The organism is Streptomyces sp. NPDC000151 (assembly GCF_040301705.1).
Classification (GTDB): domain Bacteria; phylum Actinomycetota; class Actinomycetes; order Streptomycetales; family Streptomycetaceae; genus Streptomyces.
This window is the reverse complement of sequence record NZ_JBEPFC010000154.1, coordinates 1-17,322: the sequence shown is the minus strand read 5'-3', so window position 1 is coordinate 17,322 and position 17,322 is coordinate 1. Positions and strand designations below refer to the sequence as shown.

At 72.6% G+C, this 17,322-nt stretch carries 18 protein-coding genes and 1 tRNA gene; 9 read left to right on the top strand and 10 right to left on the bottom strand.

Annotated elements, in window-relative coordinates; translation table 11 throughout:
• Together ABT381_RS30040 and ABT381_RS30035 are read left to right on the top strand one after the other, a co-directional pair.
• On the top strand, positions 1-1,470 hold a 1,470-nt coding region (locus tag ABT381_RS30040), incomplete at its 5' end, for a tetratricopeptide repeat protein (RefSeq protein ID WP_351599727.1).
• Positions 1,471-1,574: 104 nt separating this feature from the next.
• A tRNA-Met gene (locus tag ABT381_RS30035) sits at positions 1,575-1,648 on the top strand.
• A gap of 59 nt (positions 1,649-1,707) precedes the next feature.
• Here the strand turns inward: ABT381_RS30035 and ABT381_RS30030 are convergent.
• The 4 genes from ABT381_RS30030 to ABT381_RS30015 form a co-directional block, all read right to left on the bottom strand.
• Positions 1,708-2,826 carry an ABC transporter substrate-binding protein gene (locus tag ABT381_RS30030; protein WP_351599726.1) on the bottom strand — a complete coding sequence of 373 codons (1,119 nt, stop codon included), beginning with the start codon at positions 2,824-2,826 and terminating at the stop codon, positions 1,708-1,710.
• 39 nt (positions 2,827-2,865) lie between these two features.
• A complete protein-coding gene (locus ABT381_RS30025) occupies positions 2,866-3,732 on the bottom strand; it encodes an ABC transporter permease (protein ID WP_351599725.1) in 867 nt (288 codons plus the stop codon).
• A complete protein-coding gene (locus tag ABT381_RS30020; RefSeq protein WP_351599730.1) occupies positions 3,729-4,565 on the bottom strand; it encodes an ABC transporter ATP-binding protein in 837 nt (278 codons plus the stop codon). Before ABT381_RS30020 ends, ABT381_RS30025 begins: the two co-directional genes overlap by 4 nt.
• Before the next feature lie 314 nt (positions 4,566-4,879).
• On the bottom strand, positions 4,880-5,296 hold the full coding sequence (locus ABT381_RS30015) for a Fur family transcriptional regulator (RefSeq protein ID WP_351599724.1): 417 nt from the start codon (positions 5,294-5,296) through the stop codon (positions 4,880-4,882).
• A gap of 155 nt (positions 5,297-5,451) precedes the next feature.
• On the opposite strand from ABT381_RS30015, the gene ABT381_RS30010 reads away from it, so the two are divergent.
• Positions 5,452-6,915 carry a catalase gene (locus ABT381_RS30010; protein ID WP_351599723.1) on the top strand — a complete coding sequence of 488 codons (1,464 nt, stop codon included), beginning with the start codon at positions 5,452-5,454 and terminating at the stop codon, positions 6,913-6,915.
• A 189-nt stretch (positions 6,916-7,104) separates the two neighbouring features.
• On the opposite strand, the gene ABT381_RS30005 is transcribed toward ABT381_RS30010, so the two are convergent.
• Both ABT381_RS30005 and hisN read right to left on the bottom strand, forming a co-directional pair.
• Entirely contained in the window at positions 7,105-7,506 is a 402-nt protein-coding gene (locus ABT381_RS30005) for a CBS domain-containing protein (RefSeq protein WP_351599729.1), read from the bottom strand.
• A 215-nt stretch (positions 7,507-7,721) separates the two neighbouring features.
• A complete protein-coding gene (gene hisN, locus ABT381_RS30000; RefSeq protein WP_351599722.1) occupies positions 7,722-8,516 on the bottom strand; it encodes a histidinol-phosphatase in 795 nt (264 codons plus the stop codon).
• 188 nt (positions 8,517-8,704) lie between these two features.
• Here hisN and ABT381_RS29995 point away from each other — a divergent pair, with 188 nt between their 5' ends.
• Entirely contained in the window at positions 8,705-9,409 is a 705-nt protein-coding gene (locus ABT381_RS29995; RefSeq protein WP_351599721.1) for a TetR/AcrR family transcriptional regulator, read from the top strand.
• Positions 9,410-9,436: 27 nt separating this feature from the next.
• Here the strand turns inward: ABT381_RS29995 and ABT381_RS29990 are convergent, their stop codons facing one another.
• The 4 genes from ABT381_RS29990 to ABT381_RS29975 all read right to left on the bottom strand — a co-directional run bounded on the left by ABT381_RS29990 (position 9,437) and on the right by ABT381_RS29975 (position 13,093).
• Entirely contained in the window at positions 9,437-9,760 is a 324-nt protein-coding gene (locus tag ABT381_RS29990) for a DMT family transporter (protein ID WP_351599720.1), read from the bottom strand.
• Between the two features lie 115 nt (positions 9,761-9,875).
• Complete coding sequence (gene rsgA, locus ABT381_RS29985) at positions 9,876-10,883, bottom strand: ribosome small subunit-dependent GTPase A (RefSeq protein WP_351599719.1); 1,008 nt, start codon at positions 10,881-10,883, stop codon at positions 9,876-9,878.
• Positions 10,884-10,895: 12 nt separating this feature from the next.
• A complete protein-coding gene (gene aroA, locus ABT381_RS29980) occupies positions 10,896-12,257 on the bottom strand; it encodes a 3-phosphoshikimate 1-carboxyvinyltransferase (RefSeq protein WP_351599718.1) in 1,362 nt (453 codons plus the stop codon).
• A gap of 119 nt (positions 12,258-12,376) precedes the next feature.
• Entirely contained in the window at positions 12,377-13,093 is a 717-nt protein-coding gene (locus ABT381_RS29975) for a M50 family metallopeptidase (protein WP_351599717.1), read from the bottom strand.
• A gap of 35 nt (positions 13,094-13,128) precedes the next feature.
• Here ABT381_RS29975 and ABT381_RS29970 point away from each other — a divergent pair, with 35 nt between their 5' ends.
• The 5 genes from ABT381_RS29970 to ABT381_RS29950 form a co-directional block, all read left to right on the top strand.
• The gene (locus ABT381_RS29970) at positions 13,129-13,947 is read left to right on the top strand and encodes an SOS response-associated peptidase (RefSeq protein ID WP_351599716.1); all 819 of its coding nucleotides are present in this window, start codon (positions 13,129-13,131) and stop codon (positions 13,945-13,947) included.
• 40 nt (positions 13,948-13,987) lie between these two features.
• Entirely contained in the window at positions 13,988-14,620 is a 633-nt protein-coding gene (locus ABT381_RS29965) for an alpha/beta hydrolase family protein (protein WP_351599715.1), read from the top strand.
• 268 nt (positions 14,621-14,888) lie between these two features.
• Positions 14,889-15,602 carry a sigma-70 family RNA polymerase sigma factor gene (locus ABT381_RS29960; protein ID WP_351599728.1) on the top strand — a complete coding sequence of 238 codons (714 nt, stop codon included), beginning with the start codon at positions 14,889-14,891 and terminating at the stop codon, positions 15,600-15,602.
• Positions 15,599-15,976, top strand: coding sequence for a mycothiol system anti-sigma-R factor (gene rsrA / locus ABT381_RS29955; protein ID WP_351599714.1), 378 nt, complete (start codon positions 15,599-15,601; stop codon positions 15,974-15,976). The genes ABT381_RS29960 and rsrA overlap by 4 nt, the downstream gene beginning before the upstream one ends.
• A gap of 136 nt (positions 15,977-16,112) precedes the next feature.
• Positions 16,113-17,322 (top strand): HD-GYP domain-containing protein (locus ABT381_RS29950; protein WP_351599713.1); only part of this gene is annotated, 1,210 nt, incomplete at its 3' end.

Sequence of the window (17,322 nt, the reverse complement as noted above, 5' to 3'; positions counted from 1 at the left end):
GCCGCCGTCGCCGGCTCCGCCGCCGCGGCGCACGCGCTCGGCCGGCACTACCGCGAGCGCGGCGACGAGCCCGCCGCCGAGTACTGGCTGCGCCAGGCCGCCGAGTCCGGTCACTGCCTGGGCGCCTACGCCCTCGCCGACCTGCTCGACCACCGCGGTGAGGAGGGCGCCGAGCAGTGGTTCGTGGCCGCCGCCGAGCGCGGCCACCGCGAAGCGGCGTACCGCCTCGCGCGCATTCTGGACGAGCGCGAGGCCGACGGCACCGCGTACGGCGAGCACGCCGAGCCGCGCGCTGCGGCCGAGCAGTGGTACCGCCAGGCCGCGGCCCGCGGGCACCGCAGGGCGGCGCTGCACCTCGGCACGCTCCTGGAGGAGCGCGGCGAGCTCAAGGAGGCCGGGCGCTGGTACCTCATCGCGGCCAAGGACGGCGAGCCGCGCGCCGCGTGCGCGCTCGGCTTCCTCCTGAAGGACGCGGGCGACGAGGAGAGCGCGGCGGAGTGGTGGCGCCGGGCGGCGCAGGACGGCGACGGCAACGCCGCCAACGCCCTGGGCGCACTGCACGCCGACCGCGGCGAGCTGCAGACCGCCGAGCGCTGGTACCGCGCGGCGCTGGAGGCCGGCGACGTCAACGGCGCGTACAACATCGGCCTGCTCTGCGCCCAGCAGGGCCGCGACGGCCGCAGCGAGCAGTGGTACCGCCGGGCCGCCTACGCGGGCCACCGGGAGGCGGCCAACGCGCTCGCCGTACTGCTGCTGCAGCGCGGTGACGCGTCCGGCGCCGAGCCGTGGTTCTCCAAGGCGGCCGAGGCCGGCAGCGTGGACGCCGCGTTCAACCTCGGCATCCTGCACGCGGGCCGGGGCGCCGAGCGCACCTCCCGCAAGTGGTACGAGCAGGCCGCCGAGGCCGGGCACACGGAGGCCGCGCTCCAGGCGGCCCTGTCCCTGCTGCGGGACGGCGAGTGGCAGGACGCCGAGCGCCATCTGCGCGGGGCGGCGGAGGCGGGCAGCGCCGAGGCGGCCTATCGGCTCGCCGCGCTGCTGGACCGCGAGGCCAGCGGCCCGGAGGAGTCCGGCGGCGAGAGCGAGCAGTGGTACGAGCGCGCCGCCGGGCAGGGGCACCGCGGCGCCCAGGTCCGGATGGGCATGCTCGCCGCCTCCCGGGGCGACGCGACCGCGGCCGCCGACTGGTACCGCGCGGCGGCCGAGGCCGGCAGTCGCAACGCCGCGTTCAACCTCGGGCTGCTGCTGGCCCGCGAGGGCAGCCTCCCGGAGGCCGCCCTGTGGTGGACACGGGCGGCCGAGGCGGGGCACGGGCGCGCGGCGCTGCGTCTCGCCCTGCTGGCGGCCCGCCGGGGCGCGCTCGCGGAGAGTGAGCGGTGGTGCACGCGGGCCGTGGAGCTGGGCCCGCCGGAGGTCACCCAGCGTGCCGCCCGGCTGCGGGACGCGCTCAAGGAGGAGCTGAGCGCATGAGATCCGGCCGGTCCTCCGGGGCCGGCCGGACGCCGGGTGCGCGGGGCCGCGGGCACGGATTTGCGCTGGTCGTCGGCTTGGGGTTAGAGTTGTGAACACAACGGCGCGGGGTGGAGCAGCTCGGTAGCTCGCTGGGCTCATAACCCAGAGGTCGCAGGTTCAAATCCTGTCCCCGCTACTGAAAAACGAAGGCCCGGATCCGCAAGGATCCGGGCCTTCGTCATGTGTGCGTGCCGTTCACGGCCGGTGGCCGACCGCCTCGGCGTAGAAGGAGCGGTCCACGAGCCTGTTCTCCGGGATCGGCGGGCCCTTGGTGACCCCCGCGTCCCGGTAGGCGCGCTGCAGGCGGTCGGCGGTGCCCTTCCGGATCTCCCAGTCCATCCGCAGCGACGGCACCGCCGTGAGCACGTCGGCGTCCACCTTCAGCAGCCCCGCCAGCTCCGCGGCGAACGCCCGGTCGGCCTTGTAGTCGCCGCGGAAGTACGTGTTGACCGTACGGATGTACGCGCGCAGGAAGGCGACGCCGGCGTCCGGGTCCCGCTGTAGGAGGTTCGGGCCGTACAGGGCGCCGCCGAGCGGTTCGCCCTGCGGCTGGCCGCCGAGGAACGCGTACTTCTTGTCGCCGTCGACCGTGCGCCAGACCGGGTCCAGCAGCCAGGCGGCGTCCACGCCGCCCCCGGTCAGCGCGGTCAGCACGTCCGAGGAGCCGAGCTGCTGGAAGGTGACGGAGTCCATGCGGGCGCCGTGCCGGGCGAAGGAACGGTCCATCGGGTACATGATCACCGAGCCTTTGCCGATCATGGTCCCGAGGCTCGCGCCCTTCAGGGACACCGACCGCGCCGTCCCTCCCTCGGGGAGCCGGGCCCACAGGCCGCTCTTGGAGCGCGGGTCGGGGGAGAAGTTCCCGGCCACCCAGCGGATGTCGAAGCCGCCGGCGATGCCATTGAGGACGGCGGCCTCCGGCGCCGCCCACAGCACGTCCAGGTCGCCCTTGGCCAGCAGCGGCAGCGCCTCGGGCGTGGGCAGCACCTTGAGGTGGACGTCCAGGCCCTCCTTCGCGAACTCGCCCTTGGCGAGCGCCAGCCGGACGGGCGCGACGTACTCGGCGTTCAGGGTGCCGGTGGCGATCGTGAGCGAACGCTTCTTCTTCAGCGGCCGGGCGGCCGGCGCTCCCTTGTCGCAGCGGGCAGGGCGGCGGTCCTTCGCGAGGTCGGCGGGGTCGGTCCAGGCGTGCGCGCCGCAGCCGGCGACGGGCGTGATCGTACGGGGCTTCGCGGGCCTGCCGCCGGCCTCCTGGGCGGCGCATCCGGTGAGCAGGGCCAGGGCGGCGGCGAGCGCGATGAGAGGACGGCGCATGGGGCCTCCGGGTACCGAGTAGGGGAGGGGCGGGCCGGGTCAGCCTCGGGAGCGGCCGCGGTCGCGCGGTGCCCAGGGGGTGAGGAACCGGCCGGCCAGGCGCACCAGTTCGGAGAAGAGCACGCCCAGGACGGCGACGCAGACGATCCCGACGAACATCACGTCGTTCTGGAACAGCGCCCGTGAGTCGAAGATCAGGTGGCCGAGCCCGTCGGCGGCGGCGATCTGTTCCGACGCGACGATCACCAGGACCGCCACCCCCGCCGCGATCCGGGCCCCGACCAGCACGGCGGGCAGGGAGGCGGGCAGCAGGACATGCCGGAACATCTGCCAGGGGCTCGCGCCGAAGACCCGGCCCGCGTCGCGGTGCCCGGCCGGCACGGCCAGTACCGCCGCCATGGTGGAGATCCACACGAAGAAGAAGACGGTGGCCGCGACCAGCGCGACCTGCGGCCCTTCGCCGAGTCCGAACATGTTCAGGAAGACCGGCAGCAGGGCCAGCTTCGGTACGACGTACAGGGCGTCCAGCAGCGGCTCCAGGGCGGCGCGCACCAGGGCGAGGGAGCCCATGAGGAGGCCCAGCGCGTAGCCCGCCACGGCGCCGACGGCATAGCCCGCGAGGACCCGTCGCAGGGTGGCCCACACGTCCGGCCACAGGGCACCGGCCAGCGCCCGGTCCCAGCCGTCGGCCAGGATGGTGCCGGGCGCCGGATAGATACGGGCGTCGATCCAGCCCTGTACGGCGGCGAGCTGCCACAGCAGCACCAGGGCGGCCGGGACGGCGAGGGCGAGCGCCGCTTCAAGGGTGCGGCGGCGCCTGTACGTGCGCTGCGGACGCAGCTCCTGAGGGCCGGGGCGGCGCACGAGGACGGTCTCGCGCGGTACGGAGCGGTCGGTGAGCGTCATGCGGGCACCGCCTCCGTGCCGGTACCGGGGCGCGGATCCGTGCCCGTACCGGAGCGCGTGCCCGTACCGGAGTACGCGCCCGTACCGGAGCGGGCGTCGACCTCGCCGCGCAGCAGCTCCCACAGCTCGGCCTTGAGCGCGGTGAACTCCGGAGCGCTGCGCACCGCTCCGCTACGGGGGCGGCCGAACGGTGGGCGGCGCTCGGCGATGACGCGGCCGGGACGGGCGGACATCACCAGAACCCGGTCGCCGAGGACGAGCGCCTCTTCGAGGCTGTGCGTGATGAAGAGCGTGGTGGTACGGGTGTGCTGGGTGAGGTCCAGCAGCTCGTCCTGCAGGATCGTGCGCAGCTGGGCGTCCAGGGCGGCGAACGGCTCGTCCATGAGCAGCAGCTCGGGCTCCACGGCGAGGGCGCGGGCGATGGCCACGCGCTGGCGCATGCCGCCGGAGAGCGCCGCCGGGTAGGCGTCGGCGAACTCCGCGAGGCCCATGCGGGCCAGCCAGGAGCGGGCGCGGGCATCGGCCTCCTTGCGGGGCACGCGCTGCACGTCCAGGCCGAAGCGGACGTTGGCCAGTACGGACTTCCAGTCGTAGATGCCGTAGTCCTGGAAGATCATCGCGGCCGGGCGCGCACTCGTGGCGTGGATCTCCAGCTCGCCCGTGCCGGGCCGGAGCAGTCCGGCGGCGATCCGCAGCAGCGTGGACTTGCCGCAGCCCGAGGGGCCGACCAGGCAGACGAACTCGCCCGCGGCGATGTCGAGGTCGAGCGGGCCGAGCGCGGTCAGCGCCTTGCGGCCGCGGCCGAAGGAGCGGCCGAGCGCACGGGCGCGCAGGGCCGGAGCGGCGGGCGGGGCTGGGGAGGGGGACGGGGGCGGCGGGTGCGGCGGGTGCGGCTCTCCCACGGTGTGCTCCTCGCGGAGTGCGGACCGGCTGCCGCGGCGGTCCCGGGCAGCCGTGGGGCGTGGCGCGAGGCACGATATGACGGCCCGTCAGAAACTGGAAGAGGCGTGCGCCGCGCACCGCCGTGTGCCGCGCGCCGATGCGCGTCGTCCGCGGATGCGCCCGGCATACCGAAAAGCCCGCCGCGAAAGGCGGCGGGCTGCAATGATCGGCGGAGCGGAGAGGAGGTGCCGTGGCGGCGTACGGGTCAGGCGCGAGCGCAGTTCGGGCATGTGCCGCGATAGGTGACCGAGACCTCCGAGACCTCGAAGCCGAATCGTTCCGGCTCGGGCAGGGCGCTGATCGGGTCGCTCGCGATGTGGACGTCACGGATCGTGCCGCACTGCGAGCAGACCAGGTGGTGATGGTCGTGGTGGGCGTTGGGGTCGTACCGCTTCGCCCGGCCGTCCGTGCTGACCTCCAGCACCTCGCCGAGCAGCACGAGCTCGCCGAGCGTGTTGTAGACGGTGGCGCGGGAGATCTCCGGCAGCAGCTCGGTCGCCCGCGCGTGCACCTCGTCGGCGGTGTAGTGGACGTGGTCCCCGTCCAGGACCTCGGCGACGACGCGACGCTGTGCGGTCAGCCGCCAGCCGCGTCCCCGGAGTCGTTCGAGCAGGTCACTCATGCCAATCACCCATCAGTCAGATATGAGCCAGGGTACCAGTGGTGGTCCATGACCGGATCGGGTACGGATTTCTCATCCTTCTTGACTTAGACATTGTCCAATGTAAGATCGGTTGCGGCGCAAGCCAAGGGCAGGTATTTACACAGGAGGCGCACGTGTCGGTAGAAAGCAGCACCGGACCGCTGACCACGGAGACCGGTGCTCCGGTCGCGGACAACCAGAACAGCGAGACGGCCGGCATCGGCGGCCCCGGCCTGATTCAGGACCAGCAGCTGATCGAGAAGCTCGCGCACTTCAACCGTGAGCGCATCCCGGAGCGGATCGTGCACGCCCGCGGCGCCGGTGCGTACGGCACGTTCACCGTGACCGCGGACGTGACGAAGTACACCCGCGCGAAGTTCCTCTCCCAGGTCGGCAAGCAGACCGAGACGTTCCTCCGCTTCTCGACCGTCGCGGGCAACCTCGGCGCGGCGGACGCGGTGCGTGACCCCCGCGGCTTCGCGCTGAAGTTCTACACCGAAGAGGGCAACTACGACCTCGTCGGCAACAACACCCCGGTGTTCTTCATCAAGGACGCCATCAAGTTCCCGGACTTCATCCACACCCAGAAGCGCGACCCGTACACCGGCTCGCAGGAGGCGGACAACGTCTGGGACTTCTGGGGTCTGAGCCCGGAGTCCACCCACCAGGTGACCTGGCTCTTCGGTGACCGCGGCATCCCCGCGTCCTACCGCCACATGGACGGCTTCGGCTCGCACACGTTCCAGTGGAACAACGAGGCCGGCGAGGTCTTCTGGGTCAAGTACCACTTCAAGACCGACCAGGGCATCAAGTGCCTCACCCAGGACGAGGCCAACAAGCTCGCCGGTGAGGACCCCGACAGCCACCAGCGGGACCTGCGTGAGTCGATCGAGCGCGGCGACTTCCCGAGCTGGACCGTCGGCGTGCAGATCATGCCTGCCTCGGAGGCGGCGAACTACCGCTTCAACCCGTTCGACCTGACCAAGGTCTGGCCGAAGGCGGACTACCCGGTCATCGAGATCGGCAAGCTGGAGCTGAACCGCAACCCGCAGAACATCTTCGCCGAGGTCGAGCAGTCGATCTTCTCCCCGCACCACTTCGTGCCGGGCATCGGCCCTTCGCCGGACAAGATGCTGCAGGGCCGCCTCTTCGCGTACGGCGACGCCCACCGCTACCGCGTCGGCATCAACGCCGACCACCTGCCGGTGAACCGCCCGCACGCCGCCGAGGCGCGCACCCACGGCCGGGACGGCGCGCTGTACGACGGCCGCCACGCGGGCCAGAAGAACTACGAGCCGAACAGCTTCGGCGGTCCGGTCGAGACCGGCCGTCCGCTGTGGGAGCCGCTGCCGGTCAGCGGTGACTCCGGCAAGACCGCGGCGCCCTCGCACGCCGAGGACGACGACTTCGTGCAGGCGGGCAACCTCTACCGCCTGATGTCGGAGGACGAGAAGGAGCGCCTGGTCAGCAACCTCGCGGGGTTCATCTCGAAGGTCTCGCGCGACGACATCGCGCAGCGCGCCATCGAGAACTTCCGCAAGGCGGACGCGGACTACGGCAAGCGACTGGAGGCCGCGGTCCAGGCCCTGCGCGGCTGACCCGTCACCACTGCGCGGACCGCGTCTTCCGGGGCCCCTTCACCCCGGACAGAGGAGGCCGGCTGCCCTCGGGCGGCCGGCCTCCTCGGCTTTTCCGACGCGCGCCGGCCCGCGCCCGCCCGCGCCGGCCCATGCCGGGCCGCCGTGGGCCAGGCCGCGCCGGCCCGCGTCAGGCCGCAGGGGTCCGCGTCAGGCCAGTATCGCCGTCGCCCGTTCCCGGGCGGTCGAGCGGCAGCGCATGATGTCGCGTACGGACACCACGCCCACCGGCTCCCGGTCGTCCAGGACGATCAAGTGGCGGAAGCCGCCGTGCACCATCGCGGTGGCGGCCTCGTCCAGGGTCCACTCCGGAGCGGCGAAGACCACGTCCGTGGTGGTGTGGGTCCCTGCGGCTTCGTAGTCGGGGTTCTCCCCGGCGCCGAGGGAATTGAGGATGTCGCGCTCGGTGAGAATGCCGAGTCCACCGGCGTCGGCGTCCAGGACGACGGCCGCGCCGACGCGCCGTGCCGCCATCAAGTGTGCTGCCTGCCGGAGAGTGTGTGCGGGCCCGATGGTGAGGACCACCGTGCTCATGGCGTCGCGGACGTACATGGGCATGGAGTGGAGCCACCTCCTTGGTGAGACCCCGCAAAGGACATTCCGGCGCCGGAAGCGCCTGGAGAAAGTTTTCACAAATGCACAAGCGGGGGGATTCTCATGTTCACATGCTCCACGGCGGGCGACAAGGGGCGCGTGAGGACCGGTCTGCCGGTCACGCGCCCCAAAGCGCCGTTTGAAGATCTGCGGGAGTGGCCGCGAGAGGGCGGTCAGTCCCGCAGGTAGGTCAGCAGGTCCTCGTGCAGCAGCCCGTTGGAGGCCGCCGCGTTGCCGCTGTGCGGGCCCGGGGCCCCGTCCAGGCCCGTGAAGCGCCCGCCGGCCTCCTGCACGACCACGGCGCAGGCCGCCATGTCCCAGAGCGACAGCTCCGGCTCGGCGCAGATGTCCACGGAACCTTCGGCCACCATCATGTAGGGCCAGAAGTCGCCGTACGCGCGGGTCCGCCACACCTCCCGCGAGAGGTCCAGGAAGCCGCCCAGCGTGCCGCGCTCCTCCCAGCCGGTGAGCGAGGAGTAGGCGAACGACGCGTCCTGGATGCGCCCGACGCTCGACACCTGGAGACGCTGGGCTGAGGTCAGGCTGCGGCCGGTGTAGGCGCCCAGCCCCTCGGCGGCCCACCAGCGGCGGTGCAGCGCGGGCGCGGAGACCACGCCGACGACCGGACGGTCGCCGCCCTCGCCGCGCTCCATCAGGGCGATCAGGGTGGCCCACACGGGCACCCCGCGCACGTAGTTCTTCGTGCCGTCGATCGGGTCGATGATCCAGCGACGCGGCCCGGACCCCTCGGAGCCGAACTCCTCGCCGAGCACCGCGTCGCGCGGCCGGGCACGTGCGAGGTGGCCGCGGATGAGCTCTTCGGCCGCCTTGTCCGCCTCGCTCACGGGCGTCATGTCCGGTTTCGTCTCGACCTTCAGGTCGAGCGCCTTGAACCGTTCCATGGTCGCGGCGTCCGCGGCGTCCGCGAGGACGTGGGCGAGACGGAGATCATCGTGGTAGTCGGCCATGTGCGAACACTATCTTTCCCGGTACCTGAGCACGGAAAATCCCGCACTCGTCGCGGAACGTGGCGACTTCCGGAAACCCCCTCCGCACCCGTCGGCAGACCTTTGGTCCGGACCCTTGACACCATCTGGTGGGGCGTCAATTCTGTGCGCACACCGGCCATATGGGCGCGACGGCCTGGGAGGCAACGATGCCCGCAGCGCGTGATTCCTTACTGGACGCCGCCTACGCGGCGCTCGAAGTACGGCCCTGGGCAGGCGTCCGGATGGTCGATGTCGCCGCCGCGGCGGGAGTCTCCCGGCAGACCCTCTACAACGAGTTCGGCAGCAAACAGGGGCTCGCCCGCGCCCTGGTGCGCCGCGAGACCGAGGGGTATCTGGCGGGCGTGGAGCGCATCCTGTCCCGGCCCGCGGCGGGCGAGCCGCCCGCCGGCCCCGGACCGGCCGCCGACGCGACGGGCCGGGCGCCGGCGCTGCCCGAAGAAGCCCAGGCCAGGCTGGCCGCGGCGGCCGACTGGACGCTGCGTACCGCCCGCGCCAACCCCCTCGTACGGGCCGTGCTGACCGGCTGCTGGAACGAGCGGCTGCCCTCGCCCGCCGACCAGTCGCTCCCGCTGCCCGTGCCCGGACCCCGCACGGGCTTCCCCGTGGTGCCGCCGCCCGTCGAGGCGCCGCTGCCCGGGCCGAGCGAGCTGGTCGGCCGGTTCAGCGACCGGGCGGTGGCGGCGCTGGAGGCGGACTGGCCCAAGGAGGAGCTGACCGAGCTGGGGACTGCCTGCACAACGGCGGTCCGGCTCACCCTGTCCTGCGTGGTCGCGCCCGCCGATCCCGAGGAGGTCGGGCGGCTGGTCCGCAGCGCGTTCGCGGGCCTGCCGCGCCACCCGGCCGCGCGCTGACCGGTACGTACTGACCGGGAGTACGGGTCAGTGCGCCGAGCCCGAGAACTGCAGCCCGATCGCGCCGGCGATGACCAGCGTGATCGAGATGATCTTCAAGGTCGACACCACGTCGCCGAGGAAGACCATGCCGTACACCGCCGTGCCGGCAGCGCCGAGCCCGGTCCACACCGCGTACGCCGGACCCACGTCCAGCTTCTTCAGGGAGAGGGTCAGCAGGCCGAAGCTGCCGAGCGCGAAGGCGCAGAAGGCGATCGTGGGCCACAGCCGCGTGAAGCCGTGCGAGAGCTTCAGACACACCGCGAAGCCCGTCTCCAGAAGTCCCGCCACCACGACGAGCAGCCACGCCATCAGTTTGCCTCCGTCGGTTCGGTGACCGCTTCGCCCTGTCCTGATGTGATTATGCAGTTACCAAGGGCTCGCGGCAGCCACCTTTTCGCATCGGCCGCCCCGCTCCCGCGGTCCGTCAGTCGCCCTCGCGCCGCTCCCGGGTGGCCAGCAGCCGGCGCAGCGAGTAGAGCCGGGCCGGGTCGGCGTGTCCGTCGGCCACCCACTGATCCAGCGCACAGTCCGGCTCGTCGTGGCTGCAGGCGCGCGGGCACTCCGCGGTGCCCGGTACCAGGTCGGGGAAGGCGTTGATGACCCGCGAGGGGTCGATGTGGTGCAGCCCGAAGGACCGCACGCCGGGCGTGTCGATCACCCAGCCCCGGTCGTCCGGCAGCGGCAGCGCCAGCGCCGAGGTGGTCGTGTGCCGGCCGCGCCCGGTGACCGCGTTGACGTGTCCGGTGGCCCGCTTCCGCGCCGGTACCAGGGAGTTGACCAGCGTGGTCTTGCCCACCCCCGAGTGGCCGACGAAGGCCGTGATCCGGTCGGTCAGCCGCTCGCGCACCCGGTCGGCCGCGGCGCCGTCGGTCAGCTCGTCGCGGTTGGTGACGACGTACGGGACGCCCAGCGCGCCGTAGGACTCCAGCAGCGTGTCCGGTGACGCCAGGTCGGACTTGGTGAGTACGAGCAGCGGTGCCAGCCCCGCGTCGTACGCAGCGACCAGGCAGCGGTCGATCAGCCGGGGCCGCGGCTCGGGGTCGGCGAGCGCGGTGACGATCGCCAGCTGGTCGGCGTTGGCGACCACCACCCGCTCGAACGGATCGTCGTCATCGGCCGTGCGCCGCAGCACGGACGTGCGCGGCTGGACCCGCACGATGCGGGCGAGGGTGTCCTTGGCGCCGGTGAGGTCGCCGACGACCATGACCCGGTCGCCGACCACCACGCTCTTGCGGCCCAGCTCACGCGCCTTCATCGCGGTGACCGCGCGGTCCTCGATCAGGACCGTGATGCGGCCGCGGTCGACCGTGAGGACCAGGCCCTCACTGGCGTCCTCGTGCTTGGGGCGGATGCTCGTACGGGGACGGTTGCCCTTGGGGTTGGGACGTACCCGGATGTCGTCCTCGTCGGGGTGCTTGCCGTAGCGGCGCATGGCGGCGGACTCTCAAGCTCTCCGGGCGGGGACCGCCGGGCTGAGCATGTCCGTCCACATCTCCGGGAAGTCGGGCAGGGTCTTCGCCGTGGTCGCGACGTTCTCCACCTCGACGCCCTTGACGGCCAGGCCGAGCAGCGCGCCGGCGGTGGCCATGCGGTGGTCGTCGTACGTGTGGAAGACGCCGCCGTGCAGCGGGCGCGGCCGGATGTGCAGGCCGTCGGCGGTCTCGGTGACGTCGCCGCCGAGGCCGTTGATCTCCTTGGTGAGCGCCGCGAGCCGGTCGGTCTCGTGCAGCCGCAGGTGGGCGACGCCGCGCAGCACGGACTCGGAGTCCGCGAGGGCCGCGACCGCCGCGATGCCCGGGGTCAGCTCGCCGACCTCGCTCAGGTCGATGTCGATGCCGTGGACGCGACCGCTGCCCTTGAAAGTCAGCCCCTGCTCGGTCAGCTCGCAGGAACCGCCCATTTCGGTGAAGATCTCGCGCAGCGCGTCGCCCGGCTGAGTGGTGTGCTCGGGCCAGTCCGGGATGGTGACCCGGCCGCCGGTGATCAGCGCGGCGGCCAGGAACGGCTGCGCGTTGGACAGGTCCGGCTCGACGATCAGGTCGCGGCCCAGCAGGGCGCCCGGGGTGACCCGCCAGACGTTCGGCTCGCCGCCGGACTCGGGCGTGTCCACCTGCGCGCCGGCGATCCGCAGCATGTCCACGGTCATCCGGATGTGCGGCATGGACGGCAGCGTGTCGCCCACGTGCCGTACCTCCACGCCCTGGTTGAAGCGCGGCGCGGACAGCAGCAGGGCGCTGACGAACTGCGAGGAGGAGGACGCGTCGATCTCGACCCGGCCGCCGTCCAGACCGCCGGTGCCGTGCACCGTCATCGGGAGGGCGCCGCGGTTGTCGTCGTCGATGCGGGCGCCGAGGGCGCGCAGTCCCTCGATGACGCCGCCCAGCGGACGCTCGTACGAACGGGGGTCGCCGTCGAACCGGACCGGGCCGTCGGCCAGCGCCGCGACCGGCGGCAGGAAGCGCATGACCGTACCGGCGTTGCCGACGTCGACGGTGGTGGGGCCGTGCAGGCCCGCGGGGATCACGCGCCATGCCTCGCCGGTGCCGTCGGGCTCGCCGGCGGGGGAGGAGTTGGAGGAGATGGTCTCCTCGATGCCCACGCCCATGGTGCGCAGCGCCTGGGCCATCAGGAGGGTGTCGCGGGAGCGCAGCGGGCGGCGCAGCCAGCCGGGCTCGGAGGAGAGCGCGGCCAGGACCAGGCCACGGTTGGTGACCGACTTGGAACCGGGCACGGTGACGGTCGCGTCGACCGCCCCGGGAGCGGTGGGGGCCGGCCAGAGGGCGGAGTGTGCGGGGCTCTCGGTCATGTAGCTCACTTTAATGGCTCACCAGAGGTGCGGATCTTGATCAAATGGGGTGCAACCTGTACGAAACATGGCACTGGTAAAGCGGCGCCGCGTATGTCTCACCTGCGGCAGCCACCGGCTCACAGCTGCAGCAGCCACCGGCCGCCGCCGATCAGCGAGCAGAGCGCCACCACGTGGAAGAGGCCGAGCCAGACCGCGGCCGGCACGTTCGTCAGGCGGGCGAGCTGATCCGGGTCGGAGTCCACGCGGCCTCCGGAGCGTCTGCGCTTCCCCTGGATCTCGAACGGCGGCCGCACCCCGCCCAGCAGCAGGAACCACACCACCGCGTACGCGAACGCCGCCTGCACCTCCGCGGTGGTCAGCCAGGAGACCAGGAAGAACGCGGCGCCGGCGAGCACCACCGTGAGGACGCCGTACGCGTTCCGCGTCATCACCAGCATCGCCAGCAGCAGGGCCGTCGCGCCCCACAGCAGGGCCGTGATGTGGCCGGCGGCGAGCAGCGCGGCACCGGCCAGGCCGAGCAGCGAGGGGGCCGTGTAGCCGGCCGCTGCGGTCAGGATCATGCCGAGGCCGTGCGGCTTGCCACGGCTGACGGTCAGCCCGGAGGTGTCCGAGTGCAGCCGGATGCCGTCCAGCTTCCGGCCGCTCAGCAGGGCCACGAGGCCGTGCCCGCCCTCGTGCGCGATCGTGATGGCGTTACGGGATATCCGCCAGGCGCTGTAGGGGAGCACCACCGCCAGTGCGACCACGGCCGTGGCCAGGACCAGCCAGAACGACGGATCGGGCTGTGTGGCGAAAACCCGGTCCCATACGTCGGTGATGTGGTCGGTGTCCATCTCTCCCCTTGCTGTGCCATGGCACTGTGGCATACATGTGCGGACGGTATGCGGCGAGCAGGCGGCCCGAGGATCTGGTGGGGATCTTCGAGGTCGAGAAGTGGGAGCCCGAGGAAACCCTGGCACCCGACTGGAATGTCGCCCCCACCAAGAACGTCTACGCGGTGCTCGAACGCCCCGTCAAAGACGCCGAGGAGCGGCGACCGGTTCGCCAGCTGCGGCCTTTGAAGTGGGGCCTGGTGCCGTCGTGGGCGAAATCACCCGACGTCGGCGTGAAGATGATCAACGCCAGGGCGGAGACGGTCCACGAGAAGCCGTCCTTCAGGCGGCCCTTCGCGGCCCGCCGCTGCCTGCTCCCCGGCGACGGCTATTTCGAGTGGGTGACGGGTTCCGGGGAGCGGCAGCTGGAGGAGCAGGGGCGCAAGAAGCGCGCCCGCAAGCAGCCGTACTTCGTCACGCCGGCCGACGGCGCCGTGATGGCGATGGCCGGGCTGTACGAGTTCTGGCGCGACCCGACGCTGCCGCCGGACCACCCGCAGGCGTGGTGGGCGACCTGCACGGTGGTCACCACGGCCGCCGAGACCACGCCGCTGGCCGGCGCGTCCGGTGCCGCGGGCCCGCGGTCGCTCGCCGACATCCACCCCCGGATGCCGCTGGTCCTGCCGCCGGACCGCTGGGACGCCTGGCTGGACCCGGCCACCACGGACATCGAGGAGCTGCGCGAGCTGCTCGCGCCGCCGCCCGCCGGGATGATGCGCGCCTACCCCGTCTCCACGGAGGTCAGCAACGTCCGCAACAACAGCCCCGAACTGGTGAAGGAGCTGGCGGCGCCCGAGGAGGAAACGCTCTTCTGACCGTGCCGTGCGGGCGCCGCCGCCGGGGCAGGATGGCCCCATGAGTGAGAGCGAGACGGTCGGCACACCGGCGGGCGAGGCCCGGATCACCTGGCACCACGCCCAGGACGCACGCACGGTGCTCGCCGTGAGCCACGGCGCGGGCGGCGGCATCGAGGCGCGGGACCTGGCGGCGCTAGCCGCGGCGCTGCCGGAGCGCGGCGTCACGGTCGCGCTCGTCGAGCAGCCCTGGCGGGTGGCGGGCAAGAAGCTGGCGCCCGCGCCGAAGACCCTGGACGCGGCCTGGACGGCGCTGTGGCCCGCGCTGCGGAAGCCCGGGCTGCCGGTCGTCGCGGGCGGGCGCAGTGCCGGGGCGCGGGTGGCCTGCCGTACGGCGCACGAACTCGGCGCGCACGCCGTCCTCGCCCTGAGCTTCCCGCTGCACCCGCCGGGCAAGCCCGAGAAGTCCCGTGCCGACGAGCTCACCGGCGCCGGCGTGCCCACCCTGGTCGTCCAGGGCGGCCGCGACCCCTTCGGGCGCCCCGAGGAGTTCCCCGAGGGCACCGAGATCGTCGAGGTGCCGCACGCCGATCACGGCTTCGCCGTGCCCAAGAAGGCCCCCATCGGCCAGGACGAGGCCCTCATGCTGATCGTGGAGGCGGCCGCCGAGTGGCTCGTCGGGCTGCCCGACTGACCGGCGCGGCCTTCCGGAGGGACACGGGAATGCACGGCGCCCCCGCCCTGTTGTCGGTGGCGTAGGCAGGTACGCACGAGGAATGGGAGTCCACCGCATGGGGATCGCATGCCCGGCCCGACCGCAGGGCTCCAGCTGGACTGTGCCGGAGCCGGCGCAGCTCCACGCGGGACACCACGTCACGGCTGGAGCGGCGGTGGTACGGGATCGTCGTCTATTCTCCGATTCGAGCGGATCCGCATCCGGATCCGGCACGGTGTTGGAGGAGGTGGGTCCGGTCACCGGTACCGACGCAGGGACCGACGGCACGGCACAAGGACGTAACGAGGGCCGAGCGGAGGCTGCCCGTACGGAGACGAAGGGCGAGTCGGAGACCGAGCGCAATGCGCGTTTCGAGCGCGACGCACTCACTTTCCTGGACCAGATGTACTCCGCCGCGCTGCGCATGACGCGCAATCCCGCGGACGCCGAGGACCTGGTACAGGAGACGTATGCCAAGGCGTACGCGTCCTTCCACCAGTTCCGTGAGGGCACCAACCTCAAGGCGTGGCTGTACCGCATCCTGACCAACACCTTCATCAACTCCTACCGCAAGAAGCAGCGGGAGCCGCAGCGCAGCGCGGCCGAGGAGATCGAGGACTGGCAGCTGGCGCGCGCCGAGTCGCACATGTCGACCGGACTGCGCTCCGCCGAGTCGCAGGCGCTGGACCACCTGCCGGACTCCGACGTGAAGGAAGCCCTGCAGGCGATTCCCGAGGAATTCCGCATAGCGGTGTACCTCGCGGACGTGGAGGGGTTTGCCTACAAGGAGATCGCCGACATCATGGGAACTCCCATCGGCACGGTGATGTCCCGCCTGCACCGTGGCCGCCGACAGCTGCGCGGCATGCTCGAGGACTACGCCCGGGACCGCGGGCTGGTCCCGGCCGGAGCGGGCGCTGCGACGACGGAGTCGCACGATCGGAAAGGCTCCACATCATGAGCTGCGGAGACCCGCACGAGACGGACTGCTCCCAGGTCCTTGACCACCTGTACGAGTATCTCGACCGCGAGATGCCGGACGGGGAGTGCACGAAGTTCGAGGAGCACTTCGACGAGTGCTCGCCCTGCCTGGAGAAGTACGGCCTCGAACAGGCGGTCAAGAAGCTCGTCAAGCGCTGCTGCGGCCACGACGACGTCCCCACCGACCTGCGCTCGAAGGTCATGGGACGGATCGAGCTGATCCGGTCCGGCGAGGCCGTGCCCGAGAAGAGCGTGCTGGAACAGGCGCAGGAATCGGCGGCCGCCGAGGGACCCGGGCACCAGGCCGGACCGACCGAAACCGATGCACGCACCGAGGCGGCGCGCGCCGAATAACGCGCCGGGTCACTCCATCGGGTGAGGGCGGGCGGACGAGCCCCACCCAATCCCCGGATGCGCCCGCACGCGCCGCCCACGCCTTCTAAGCTCACCGGACCTGAAGCGACACGCTCGGTGCGGGGAGGAGGGCGCCATGCGGCAGCTGCCCGTGGGCGCGTACGCGTACATCGGATGTGCTGTCCTGGCGGCGGCCGGCTGTGCCGCCCCCGCCGCCCTGCCCGCCGCGGGCACGCCTTGGCCCACCGTGGCCCTGCTCGCCGTGCTCTACGCCGCCTGCGAGCGGATGCGCAACTGCCCGCTGACCGGTGGCCGCACCTCGGCCGGCGGCGCGCCGGGGCACGGCGACGGCATGCCGCCCCGGTGGGGCTGCCCCGTGCTGCTCGCCGGGGTCTTCCTGCTGCCGCCCGCCGCTGCCGCCCTGGTGGTCCTCCCCGGCGCGCTCCTCTCCGGTACCGCGGAGCGCTCCGCCGCCGCCCGCCGCGTCTGGCACGCCGCCGAACTGGCCCTGGCCGCCTGGGCCGCGGCGCAGGTCTTCGGCGCGGGCGGCAGCCGCGCCGTCCTCACCCCCGAATTCCCCTACGCGCTGCTGCCCGCCGCGGCCGCCACGACGGCCTTCTGCGCCGTCCTGGCGGTCCTGGACGGCGGCGTCCTCGTCGCCGCCGAGCGGCACTCGCCGCGCACCGCCTGGCGCGGCCTGCTGCTCCGCTCGCTCGCCCCGCACCTGGTGCACGGCCTGGCCGGGCTGATGATGGCCGTCCTCTGGCGCAGCTCCTACGGGCCCGCCGCCGCGCTCCTGGTCCTGCTGCCCATGTACATCTCCTGCTGGGTCTTCGCGCAGTACCACCGCGAGCGCGCGGCGCACCAGGCCACCATCCGCGCCCTCGTGCAGGCCGTCGACCTCAAGGACCGCTACACCCGCGGCCACAGCGAACGCGTCGGCCGCGCCTCGGTGATGATCGCCCGCGAGCTGGGCATGGCCGAGGACCGCCTCGAAGTACTGCGCTTCGCCGGCATCCTGCACGACGTCGGCAAGCTCGGCGTGCCCACCCGACTGCTCCAGAAGGACGGCCCGCTCACCTCCGAAGAGCGCCGCGTCATCGAACTGCACCCGGAGTACGGCCACGAGATCGTCCGCGGCATCGGATTCCTCGGCGAGGCCAGGGCCGCGATCCTGCACCACCACGAACGCATGGACGGCAAGGGCTACCCGTACGGCCTCCGGGGGCGCGAGATCCCCGAATTCGCCCGGGTGGTCGCGGTCGCCGACGCCTTCGACGCGATGACCTCCACCCGCTCCTACCGCCGCGCCCGCCCGGTCGCCGCCGCCGTCGCCGAGCTGCGCC